The organism is Blautia sp. LMAG:36, from assembly GCF_008680535.1.
Classification (GTDB): domain Bacteria; phylum Bacillota; class Clostridia; order Lachnospirales; family Lachnospiraceae; genus Blautia_A; species Blautia_A fusiformis.
In genome coordinates this window covers 300001-312353 of the sequence record NZ_NALB01000004.1, presented here as the reverse complement: position 1 = coordinate 312353, position 12353 = coordinate 300001, and the positions used below count along the sequence as shown (strand labels likewise).

The following is a 12353-nucleotide window of genomic DNA, read 5'->3' as shown; positions in this document are numbered from 1 at the left end:
TTGCCACGAATGGAGGTATCACACACCATGCTTGCCATCTTTCTCGCACCATTATATATTCTCATTAATATTTATATCGTCCGTTGGATGATTTTGTGGATGGGTGCCTGCACTCATTTTTTCCAGACCTTTGCGTTCCGGGCATGCTTTGCAGGTGTTTATATTTTTCTGTCCACTTCTCTTCTGACCTGTTTTCTCATCCGGAAGCCCCCTGCGCTCCATCGCTTCCTGAAAAATACGGCAAATTATTTTCAGGGAACATTTCTTTACATCCTGATCGTAATCGTAACTACAGATCTCTGCAGACTGATCCTGAAGCATACGCTTCATCCGGCCTGGATGTATTCCCGGAAAGCCTTCGTAGTCACAGGCGCTGTCTGCACCCTTCTGATCATTGGTGTCAGTCTCTATGGGATTTTTAATCAGTGGAATATTAAGACAAAAACTTATGATGTGAAAATAGACAAGCAGGTGAAGGGAATGGACTCCCTGAAGATCGTCCTGCTCGCAGACATTCATTTCGGTTACAGTATCGGAGAAAAACATGCCAGGCTTCTTGTAAAAAAGATCAACGCCGAAGATCCGGATCTGATCTGTATTGCCGGCGATATTTTTGATAACGAATATGAAGGGATCAAAAACCCGAAAAAAACAGCGGCCATTCTCCGTTCGCTGAAATCCAGATACGGCGTTTATGCCTGTTGGGGCAACCATGATCTCAGCGAACCGATTCTGGCCGGTTTTACCTTCCGCAATGCAAAAAAAGATTATGATGATCCCAGAATGCGGAATTTTCTGGAATCTGCCAACATCCGGCTTCTCGATGACGAAACCGTCCTCATAGATAAACGGTTTTATCTGACAGGCCGTAAGGATCCTTCACGCTGCCGAAAAATGTCCAACACCCGTAAGGATCCTGACCAGCTTACAGCCTGCCTTGACAAAACACTCCCGATTATTTTTATGGATCATCAGCCCGGTCAGCTGGATGAAGTGGCAGCCGCAGGCGCAGACCTTGATCTCTGCGGCCATACTCATGACGGCCAGCTGTTCCCTCTGAACATCATCACCGGCCTGGTCTGGGAAAATTCCTGCGGTTACCTGAAAAAGGGGACTATGCACAACATCGTTACCTCCGGTGCCGGCATATGGGGCCCGAATATGCGTACTGCCACAAACAGCGAGATCTGTTCGATCACAGTACATTTTTATCCTGCCAGACCTAACTCCTCTGATCCCTCATAAATATCTTCCACCGGCAGCTCCTCCGCACGCTCACTATCCTCTTCTGTTATTTCTGTTCCGTCATTTTCTTCTTCCGTTTCAGAGTCCTTCGGAAACTCAATTACTTCAGCCGTATCACCACTTTCTGATATCTCCGGCTCTTCACTGGAATCATCAAATATCTCTTCCTCAGTATTATCGTCCGTCTTTCCTTCTTCAGAACTCATATTGAGTTCCTCGCTGCTCTCTTCTTCAACTTTCTTTTCACTGTTTCTGATGATCTCAAGGGCTTCTGTTTCTGAAATAATGCCTGAATTATCTTCCATTGCATTTGCTTCCGGCACTTCATAATCATATACAAAGGTATTGACTGGCATAAGCTTGTTTGACTGCACATCATAGTCAAATACATGCCACAGGTATCCTTCCCTGTTAACCGGTACATTTGCCTGGTAGATCTGTTTTCCACCCCGGTAAACGGTTACTTTGGCTGACGAAGCAGATAATTCTGTACTCGCATCATCTTCACCGTTTGTATAATCGTATACATAAAAGCTATATTTTCTTCCGGTGAAGCCTTTGTATATGGTTGTTGTTTCCGGTCCATAGCTGCTTGTATCATCCAAATCCAGATTTGCTATTACATCTCCATCCTCTGAATATGCATTTTTATCCCTGTAGTATACATGGAAGTAGTCATCTCCGTTTTCATCAGCAGGTCCCAGCAGATGAGAATCCAGGTCTCGCGGAGTTTCTCCCCATGTAAGCACGATCTGAAGAAGACCTTCATCTCCTGCACTGATATTGGTCGGTGACATTGTTACATCACGTTCACTGCATGCATTTGCCTGAACTACAACATTGATATGAGCAGAAACAAAATCTTCATTGCTTGCATTCAGCGTATAATTTCCGGCTGGCACAGTCAACGTATAGGTTCCATCTGCTGATACGCCTTCTTTTACAGTCTCTCCGATCACATTATCCCAGCCCTTACGTAATTCATAAGTTACATTTTCTATATTTCCACCGGTCATGGAATGAATAAATCTTCCACTCAGCTCACCATCTCCGGCTTCTGCTCTGGATACCATCAGGAAAGATTCTGCGTATGTGATCTGGTTCGCTGATACTCCCATGGAACTGCTTTCATATTTCTGGTAACCGGTTGCTGTGACAACAATTTTGTAGATTCCTTCATCAAGATCATTAAATGAATAAGTTCCATCTTCTTTCGTGAAAGTTTTTTCAACCTTGACTGTTCCGGAATATGCTTCCACGCTGGCATTTTTTACAGGAGCTTTACTGTTTGAATCCAAAACGCTTCCCTCAATGCTTCCGGCTCCGACTGTACATTTATCTACCAGTGTTCCATTTTCAAAATGAACCTTCAGTTTCAGTGGATTATCGTCATCATCAGACAGAAAATCCTTGGACAACGTATAATGCCATACCGTTTTCAGGAACTTTCCGACCACCGTATCCGGATTCAACTCACCCGCTGCGTAAATATAGGTTCTTACATCAGAACAAAGCACATTTCCGGCTTCACGAACTGTATAGGATACGCTTGCCTTTGCCGCAGGTCCTACCTTAATATCAATTCCCGCCAGATCCCATGTCTCCAATGCAGTCAGATTTAATCCAAACTGAAGACCGCATTTCGCAGATCCTTCTATTGTGACCGGTGTCAAAGTCTGACTGAAATCATGGATAAATCTTCCATTTCCATCTTTGAATTCATATCCGCCGGTTGCTTCAACGGAATATTTCACAACAAACTGCCCGGACACATCATAAAACAGAGAAACCACCAGATCTGCAGAAAGACCAGTTGTACCAAGCTTTATAGGAACTCGTCCCAGTTCAAGTACATCGCTGACTGTTTCCATAGTTCCACTTGCATGTTTGATCTGCTGCTCTGAATTCACGCCACTTATATAAAGTCCGCCTTCGAAATCAGCTTTTCCTGTAACTGACGCAATAAAATGCCTTACCTCTATCTTTCCCCAGCTAAATCCGGCATCCAGCTTACAGCTTACATCCGGAATCGTAACAGCAACAGAACCGGACAGCTTCACCTTATCATTAAATTTATGATTAAGATCAAATTTCAATTTACCTGGAACCGGAATACTTCCGCCGAGAGTAAGTCCTCCTGCCGGCACCTCACTTGAATTTTCCGGAATATACTCATATTGAACGCCCTCTGCAGTTACCTGCATATTTTCCGGATCTGCAATTCCTGCACCTTCAAAATCAATTGATTTGTAAACCTCTGAAATATCATCCGGTTTGCCGGCCTTAATGATCAGACGTCCCTGTCCGTCCTTTGTGATATTCTGGACTTTTAATGCAATATCTGTATCTGTTCCCATTTCCTTTGCAGAAAACAGTACAACCTTTCCGGTTTCCAGATTTTTATAAGCATTTCCATCTTTTACTGTGATCGTATAAGTTCCGTCACTGTTCTGGACAACATTGTATATATTTTTGGAAGTATCTTTGACTTCAACTACATTTGTTGCATAGGTAACCTTGCTGTCATAATTCTCATCGATTACTGAGTCCTCAGTGATCTGGTCGATAGCTTTTAAGATCTGAGCTGCATCATTTCCGTTAATTGCCTTCTCCGGTTCAAAGGTATCTCCATTCAGAGACAGCATATTCTTTTTCAGTGCAATAGCTACAACATTTTTATACCTGATCTGAGCCGCATCTGCACATGTCGGTTCTTCATCCGTAGTTTCATATCCCATAAGCATTACTGCTGTATATGCGGCAAACTCTCTTGTTGCATATTCGTCAGGATAAAAATATGGAACATCCTGCTCATCGGTTTCATCGGGAATGATTCCCATAGTTTTTGCAATTTCTGCTGCGATTCCATTTTCATTTTCTCTGGTATCAGCATAATAATAATTTTTGCTGTCAAACTGCTCTTCATACTTGCAGCCAACTTTATCCAGAAGAAGTTTTACCCATTCACCTCTGGTGTATTCATGTCCGGAATCCTGCACGTATTTTTTCGTAACAAAAATCCTTGCAAAGATTTTTATTCCTTTTACTTTGGCAACGATCGATGTATTTCCCTCTCCGACTGCCTGGACAACACCTGTTTTTGTTACTGTTGCAATTTTCTGATCAGCAGATGACCAGCTTACTTTAACACCTTTTTCCTTAAAACCAAGCTGGATACTTTCCCCTTCTTCCAGAGTAGCTTTTTGATTTTTCAGTGTTGGTTTCACAACTGTTATCTTACATCGATATGTTCTCTTCTTGGAATCTTTAAAGGTTACTGTACATGTTCCTGTTCCTGTTACAGAAACCGTACCATCTTTTTTTACCTTGGCAACCTTTGTATTTGAACTTGAGGCAGCTTTGATCACATCACCCTTTATCGAAAGCTTCCTGGACGTATTCGCTGTTCCCCATACAAATTTTAAGCTCTTTGCAGACAGATAAGGATTTTTTACCGTAACCTTACAGGTATACACTTTTTTTCCTATTTTAGCCTTAACCACTGTTGTTCCGGTTTTTACTGCTGTTATTTTTCCCTTAGAGCTGACTTTAACGATTTTTTTATTGGCAGAACTCCATACCGTCTTTCCCGAAACACCGTTTACTTTTAACTGCAGACTTTTTCCCTTTACATACAATACGGCTTTTTTCACTGACATTCCCGGGCTTTTTACTGTAACCTTACAGGTTAATGTCTTTTTGGCAATTCTGGCCTTTACTGTTGCGGTTCCGGTCTTCACAGCCGTTATCTTTCCCTTTGACGAAACCTTTACAACTTTATTATTGGAAGAAGACCATTTCACGGCTTTCTTCCAGTTTACAACCTTTAACTGTGATGTTTTTCCCACGTACAAAACCTTTTTTGTACTGTTCAGTCTGGGATTTGCAGCTGCATTTGCTGGCATGCTGATTCCTAAGATCAACATCAGGATCAGCATCAGCGGCAGCAATTTTTTTGATGCACTTTTTCTCTTCATAAGCACTTTTCCCTTCTGCTGTACTATGCTATAATGTTCACCAATTATAAATTTTCGAGATCATTCGAAATCATTTATAATTAATCCCCCGTAAATTATCAGACTATCAACCAAGAAAGGAGAAAAATCATGAATGTCACCGTAAATCCAAAAGCACGCCAAATTTTACCGGTTATTCTGGGCTGCTGCGTAATCGGAACTGTTTTTTTTCTGGCAATAACTATCTGTTCCGCCATAAAATATCATGATTACGTACCTGTAGATGCTGTTATATCATCTGTCAGCCGCTCAAATAATCCTAACAAGCCTCATAGTTCCAATTATCATAACTATGTGAAGTACTCTTACACCTACAAGGAACAAAACTACACAGCTGACCGAATCGAGTTTTTACGCCTCGGCAAAGCCCCCGGAAAGCATGTTCAGATTAAATGTGATCCGCAGAATCCAAACCAGATCCAGAATATCTATTCTATGACCATCTCTATTGTCTTCCTAGTAATCCTGCTCATAACAGATTTCCTGCTCATTCTTATGATAAAGTCTTAATACTGTACAGCTATGCTCTAATTATATAACATTTTTATCTCTTGAACTTTGTCAAATTTGTCGCAAAGTGAACATTTTTTGTCGAAAATGTCCATAATATTTTTTTATCGCATTGACATACTCCTACCATTGAAATCCTACTCGATGGCTCTGCTGATTCGTTCGTCAGTACGTAATTTTCTATGATATAAAAAGGCGGTTACGCTGAATCACAACGTAACCGTCTTCCTTTATACTATACTCGCACAGATATAAAACAAAATTCCCACCTACTGCCTTGAGCAATAAATGGGAATTTATCTGATCCACTTAAAAAGTGAGGCATCGGGGATTCGAACCCGACCACTCACCTGAAAAACCTTAAAAGAAAGGAGTTTTCCGTGTCGCTTATATAAGTGTAACAAAAAGTGTAACACATAAAATCAGCACGAAAATATACAATCCTATTTGCAAGAAATATTTTACAGGAAATTTCATAATATTACAAGCACAATGAAAAAATTTTTTATTAAATCCAGAAACACTCTGTTGTTTATATTTATGTTTGATTTTGGTTGACTACACAAAACACAATGTCCACCGGCAGTCAAGCCCGAAGCCGCCCAGCGGTGCGAAGCAGGTTTGACGGCTGGGGGATATTGTGTATAATACTCAGGCCAAAATATAACATAAAAACTTCCCGACACCTTTAAACGATGCCGGGAATGAATTAATGGGTTATTCTGTTGCTTGCTTCGAAGGATCAGAAGAAGTATCGCCAAAATCAACATCCGTACTACCACCTTCTACCTCAGAAATTTCTAAATCACTCTGAACTGATTCAGGCTGGTCGGATGAAAAATCTTCAGTTGAATCCGACATACTGTCAGAAAAATCAACTACTGGACTATCACTGAAATCATTAGATACTAAAGACTGAGCAAATGTAGAGGTTCCCTTAGGATGATAGAACCATGAAGCATATTTGTGTAATTCATCTTTTGTATTAACAAGACCTTCGATATTTGTTATAATACACTCATCAGATAAATCGTCTGAATAAGAATTCAGCTTTTCCATGGTAGCACTAGATAAAGATACCTTAACAGATGTATAATCATATACCCTATCAGTTACTGGGTAATTATACCCTCCTATAAAATATGCACAACCTATAGTTTTAAGTTTTTTATTTAAGATATTGGCATTATGAAGAGCTGAATTTTTCCAGGCATCTACTACTTTTTTTGGATTATAACAAGGTCCGGTACTACCCCACCCTATCTCAGCCATACCATGAGAAGCTAAAACATTTACAACATTAGGACAATCATTCTTACAGGCATTCAAAATAGAACATCCAGCAACAACAGAAGCCTCACGCAGTCTGGTACGTTCCTCATACTGTAAAGCATTTAAACCTTTAGATACACGGTACTCGTTAATAAGACGAACTACCTCATCAGCAAGGTCAGAACGGTCTACAATAGCCTTAGCAACATCCTCCTCCGGTACAGTATCCCAATCGGCATCTAACCCTACAATCTCAATATAGCAAGATTTAGAATAACTACCCTTGGAGAACGTAACCTTAACTTTCTTTCCAACATTTCCGTCATCAGCCCTAGCCACGTCCATCCATAAAACAGAATCATTATCAGCAGGTGGGTATACCTCTACGAGAGAAAGATCAGCAGACTCTACATAGCAATATCCACCCTTCTTAGCAAGTGACTTATCGGATGTGAATTTGAATGAAGAAGCACTACACATATCCTTACTTACATAAGTATACGGTAACTTGTAATCCCTACTACACAGAGCATCAATCTCAGCCTTCTGAGCACCACTAGGTTCTACAACTGGAATCGGTGTAGGTGTTGCAGTCGGTTTCGGTGTTGCCGTTGGTTTCGGGGCTTCCGTAGGTTTAGGAGTCTCAGTTGGCTTCGGTGTTGCTGTCGGCTTCGGTGTCGCCGTTGGCTTCGGAGCAGTCGTTGGCTTTGGCATTGCAGTCGGCATTGGTGTAGCTGTCGGCTTCGGAGCAGTCGTTGGCTTTGGCGTTGCTGTCGGCTTCGGAGCAGTCGTTGGCTTTGGCGTTGCGGTCGGTTTTGCTGTCGGCTTCGGAGTAGCCGTTGGTTTCACAACCGGAGTACTTGCCTGTTTTATGACTTTTACAACAACCGTTTTGGTTGTTTTTTTGTATACACTGGATTCTTTGGCTGTAATATAGATCTTAGCCGTTCCCACTTTCTTTCCTAAAATGTAGCCTTTTGAATTGACACTTACAACATTGCTGTTGGAAGATTTGTAAGTCAACCCTGTCTTTGCCTTTGCTCCAAGAGAACGTCCCTTTTTGTAATAAACAGACACATTCGAAGCTGTGATTTTTTGATTTTGTTTTACTACTTTTACGGTAATAACTTTTTTGACAGATTTGCGTTTTGCTTTTGAAGCGGTCACAGTGATTTTTGCTGTCCCGGCTTTTCTGCCTTTGATGTTACCTTTACTGTCTACGGTAACGATTTTTTTATTGGATGTCTTGTAAGACAGTTTTGCCCCCTTTGTAGCTTTAACATTCAGCTTTGCAGATGCACCAACATAAATATTTTTATTGGACACATTCAATGTCAGTGTGTTCGTTGCCGCTTCTACAGTGGAAACCATGCTCACAGGCTCAACAATTCCAGCCTGACTGGGAGCAACAATTCCCACGGCTAATATAAAAGCCAAAATCTTTTTCACTCTTTTCTTCATAAAAGAAATCCCTCCTTTTCCCTTCTATTTTACTTTCTTCATAGCTTGTGTCAATCCATAAGCAAAAAAAATCGTTATGAATAACAGCAAGAAATAGCCATTTATGGCTAATATGATTATAAGCCGTTAACGGGTATCATGCAAGTAGGAGGAACAATCTTGTATGATAACTTACGACCCTTTCTGGAACACATTAAAATCAAAAGGCATCAGCCAGTATCAGCTGATACATAAATACGGCATCTCTGCTGGCCAACTGTCCCGGATGCGAAGCAATTCCAATATTTCCACACATACAATCAACGCACTTTGTGAAATACTCGACTGTGAAGTGCAGGACATCATTTTATATAAGAAGAAAGTATAATGCCCCTCTACCAGATTAACAATCTAGTAAAGGGATACTTTTTATTTAACATTTTCCCACATATCAGATATATTTTCTTTTGCTTCTACATACTCATCATACAATGCTTTAATCGCATTATAATATTCTTTGACCTCTTTATAATTGTGAACGATTCCGTTCTGAATATAGGAACGGCTTTTATCTCTTTTCTTCGAAAATGTATAGGAATATGGACTGCCATCATATAAAGCTCTTGTAATAGGTGCTACCGCAATACTACAACAGCACCGTGATTATGCGGCAGGCATTGGACTATGCGGCGGACTTAAACCTTATCTTGGAAAATCCATTCAAGTATGTAAAAATCGACGGCAAGCGAATGTTTCGGAAGGTTAAAAAGAAACCCGATGCAACGCAGGTCTATCAGACAGCCGAGGAAAACGCAATAACCGAACTGGCATGGAAAGACTACTACAGCCACAACTGCACGTATGATCTTGCACCGCTGGCAATTCCATTCCTGTTCCAGACAGGATTGCGTATCGGTGAGCTGTGTGCCGTCCGGTATGAGGACATTGAAAGCCCGGATTATATCCATATCCAGCGCATGTACAACAAAGACACAAAAAAGATCATTGAACACGCCAAAACGGATTGTGGTGACAGGCAGGTGATATTGACCCAAAAGGCTAAGGAGATCATCGAAACAGCCCGGTCAAGGCAGAAAGAAACCGGGGCAGACAGTACCGGATATATTTTCTCAATGGATGGGAAACCACTTCCCCAGTATGCCGTTGCATACCGTTTCCGCAAGTATCGTAAGGAATATGGCACAACAGTAAAAAGTTCTCATAAGGTAAGAAAAACTTACATATCAACCCTGTTGGATGCTCATGTTAATATCAATACAGTAAGAGAGCTGGTCGGACACTCAGATGAGCGGACACCCCTGAAAAACTACTGTTTTGACCGGAATACTGAGGCGGAAAAAGGTAGAAAAAGCACTCGCCTAAGGGAGTGTAACACAAGTGTAACAGTAAATCGCCAAAAAAATTCACTTTTGAACACACTTATAAAAAAAATAAAAAAGCCCGGAAACCCGCATAAAACAAGGCTTTTCCGGGCACGAAAAAAGCACTGTCAGTTCGACAGTGCTCTTAAAAAGTAGTGAGGCATCGGGGATTCGAACCCCGGACAACTTGATTAAAAGTCAAGTGCTCTACCGACTGAGCTAATACCCCATATTAAATTAATTAATACTCAGGCTTTTTCTAACCAGCCGTTTGTATGTTTTACATTAAAACATGCCCAGAGCCGGAATCGAACCAGCGACACGAGGATTTTCAGTCCTCTGCTCTACCAACTGAGCTATCTGGGCATAAGTAGCGGGGACAGGATTTGAACCTATGACCTTCGGGTTATGAGCCCGACGAGCTTCCAGACTGCTCCACCCCGCGTTATTAAATGTTAAAAGCCGATGATCGGACTCGAACCGATAACCTGCTGATTACAAATCAGCTGCTCTGCCAATTGAGCCACATCGGCATTTAAGTGGATGGAGAAGGATTCGAACCTTCGAAGGCGGTGCCAACAGATTTACAGTCTGCCCCCTTTGGCCACTCGGGAATCCATCCATAATCTATGGGACCTATAGGGCTCGAACCTATGACCCTCTGCTTGTAAGGCAGATGCTCTCCCAGCTGAGCTAAGATCCCATATTTAATTCATTACAGCTAAGCTGTAACGACCCAGAAGAGACTCGAACTCTCGACCTCCGCCGTGACAGGGCGGCGCTCTAACCAACTGAGCCACTGGGCCATTTTAAGGTTTGTACCTTAAAAACTACATACATGCTTGTTGATCGTTAATCAAACTCTTTGAATCAATTCTTAACCTGCGTTTCTTGGTCAAGCCCTCACCCGATTAGTAACAGTCAGCTCCATGTGTTGCCACACTTCCACCTCTGCCCTATCTACCTCGTCGTCTTCAAGGGGGTTTACTTCATAAGAATGGGATATCTCATCTTGAGGGGGGCTTCACGCTTAGATGCCTTCAGCGTTTATCCCTTCCGGACTTGGCTACCCGGCCATGGCTTTGGCAAGCCAACCGGTCCACCAGCGGTCCGTCCATCCCGGTCCTCTCGTACTAAGGACAGCTCCTCTCAGATATCCTACGCCCACGCCGGATAGGGACCGAACTGTCTCACGACGTTCTGAACCCAGCTCGCGTACCGCTTTAATGGGCGAACAGCCCAACCCTTGGGACCTACTACAGCCCCAGGATGCGATGAGCCGACATCGAGGTGCCAAACCACTCCGTCGATGTGAACTCTTGGGAGTGATAAGCCTGTTATCCCCAGGGTAGCTTTTATCCGTTGAGCGATGGCATTCCCACTTAATACCACCGGATCACTAAGCCCTACTTTCGTACCTGCTCCACCCGTCGGTGTCGCAGTCAAGCTCCCTTCTGCCTTTGCACTCTTCGAATGGTTTCCGTCCATTCTGAGGGAACCTTTGGGCGCCTCCGATACCCTTTCGGAGGCGACCGCCCCAGTCAAACTCCCCGCCTGGCATTGTCCCACCGCCGGATTACGGCGGCTGGTTAGAAGCCCAATATCACAAGGGTGGTATCCCAACAGCGGCTCCGCGGCAACTGACGTTACCGTTTCTCAGCCTCCCACCTATCCTGTACATGCAACACCGGACCCCAGTGCCAAACTGGAGTAAAGCTCCATGGGGTCTTTCCGTCCTGGCGCGGGTAGCCAGCATCTTCACTGGCACTTCAATTTCACCGGATGTATTGCCGAGACAGCGCTCAAATCATTACGCCTTTCGTGCGGGTCGGAACTTACCCGACAAGGAATTTCGCTACCTTAGGACCGTTATAGTTACGGCCGCCGTTTACTGGGGCTTAAATTCAAAGCTTCGACTTACGTCTAACCTCTCCTCTTAACCTTCCAGCACCGGGCAGGCGTCAGCCCATATACCTCACCTTTCGGTTTCGCATAGACCTGTGTTTTTGCTAAACAGTTGCTTGAGCCTATTCTCTGCGGCCTGCTCTCGCAGGCACCCCTTCTCCCTAAGTTACGGGGCCATTTTGCCGAGTTCCTTGGCAATACTTCTTCCGCCGGCCTTAGGATTCTCTCCTCATCCACCTGTGTCGGTTTACGGTACGGGTACAATATGAACGATAGCGGCTTTTCTTGACGCATGGCTCACGGGCTTCGCTACTAATCTTCGCTCCACATCACGTCTTCCCATTGCATGGCGGATTTTCCTACCATACTGGTACCTCGCTTGTACCGGGCTTTCCATTCCCGGCTCCCGCTCTCCTTACGTGTCCCCACAGTTCTGTCATACTGCAGTACAGGAATATCAACCTGTTGTCCATCGGCTACGGCTCTCGCCCTCACCTTAGGTCCCGACTCACCCAGGGCAGATCAGCTTTACCCTGGAAACCTTGGATATTCAGCCTAGAGGATTCCCACCTCTATCTCGCTA

General features: G+C 43.2%; 6 protein-coding genes, 7 tRNA genes and 1 rRNA gene (1 of these 14 running past the window's edge). 4 read left to right on the top strand and 10 right to left on the bottom strand.

The window, feature by feature from the left end:
- Positions 1-99: 99 nt before the first annotated feature.
- Positions 100-1245, top strand: coding sequence for a metallophosphoesterase (locus CCC17_RS05730; RefSeq protein WP_330577294.1), 1146 nt, complete (start codon positions 100-102; stop codon positions 1243-1245).
- On the opposite strand, the gene CCC17_RS05725 is transcribed toward CCC17_RS05730, so the two are convergent.
- A complete protein-coding gene (locus CCC17_RS05725; RefSeq protein WP_287082692.1) occupies positions 1209-5222 on the bottom strand; it encodes a carboxypeptidase regulatory-like domain-containing protein in 4014 nt (1337 codons plus the stop codon). The two genes, CCC17_RS05730 and CCC17_RS05725, sit on opposite strands and share 37 nt — an antisense overlap.
- Positions 5223-5351: 129 nt before the next feature.
- On the opposite strand from CCC17_RS05725, the gene CCC17_RS05720 reads away from it, so the two are divergent.
- The gene (locus tag CCC17_RS05720) at positions 5352-5771 is read left to right on the top strand and encodes a DUF3592 domain-containing protein (RefSeq protein ID WP_022426144.1); all 420 of its coding nucleotides are present in this window, start codon (positions 5352-5354) and stop codon (positions 5769-5771) included.
- Positions 5772-6488: 717 nt separating this feature from the next.
- Here the strand turns inward: CCC17_RS05720 and CCC17_RS05715 are convergent.
- The gene (locus tag CCC17_RS05715; protein ID WP_287082690.1) at positions 6489-8504 is read right to left on the bottom strand and encodes an Ig-like domain-containing protein; all 2016 of its coding nucleotides are present in this window, start codon (positions 8502-8504) and stop codon (positions 6489-6491) included.
- Between the two features lie 163 nt (positions 8505-8667).
- Between CCC17_RS05715 and CCC17_RS15025 the strand changes: the two genes are divergently transcribed.
- Positions 8668-8871, top strand: coding sequence for a helix-turn-helix domain-containing protein (locus tag CCC17_RS15025; RefSeq protein WP_021652491.1), 204 nt, complete (start codon positions 8668-8670; stop codon positions 8869-8871).
- A gap of 277 nt (positions 8872-9148) precedes the next feature.
- Positions 9149-10021 carry a tyrosine-type recombinase/integrase gene (locus tag CCC17_RS05705; protein ID WP_287082688.1) on the top strand — a complete coding sequence of 291 codons (873 nt, stop codon included), beginning with the start codon at positions 9149-9151 and terminating at the stop codon, positions 10019-10021.
- Here the strand turns inward: CCC17_RS05705 and CCC17_RS05700 are convergent.
- From CCC17_RS05700 to CCC17_RS05665, 8 genes are all read right to left on the bottom strand, one after another.
- A tRNA-Lys gene (locus tag CCC17_RS05700) sits at positions 10022-10094 on the bottom strand. It lies immediately after the preceding gene.
- 64 nt (positions 10095-10158) lie between these two features.
- Positions 10159-10231, bottom strand: a tRNA-Phe gene (locus CCC17_RS05695).
- Between the two features lie 5 nt (positions 10232-10236).
- A tRNA-Met gene (locus CCC17_RS05690) sits at positions 10237-10310 on the bottom strand.
- A gap of 15 nt (positions 10311-10325) precedes the next feature.
- Positions 10326-10398 (bottom strand) — tRNA-Thr (locus tag CCC17_RS05685).
- A 7-nt stretch (positions 10399-10405) separates the two neighbouring features.
- Positions 10406-10487: transfer RNA gene (locus CCC17_RS05680), tRNA-Tyr, on the bottom strand.
- An 8-nt stretch (positions 10488-10495) separates the two neighbouring features.
- Positions 10496-10568 (bottom strand) — tRNA-Val (locus tag CCC17_RS05675).
- A gap of 29 nt (positions 10569-10597) precedes the next feature.
- A tRNA-Asp gene (locus CCC17_RS05670) sits at positions 10598-10671 on the bottom strand.
- An 85-nt stretch (positions 10672-10756) separates the two neighbouring features.
- A 23S ribosomal RNA gene (locus CCC17_RS05665) occupies positions 10757-12353 on the bottom strand (it continues 1290 nt past the right edge of the window).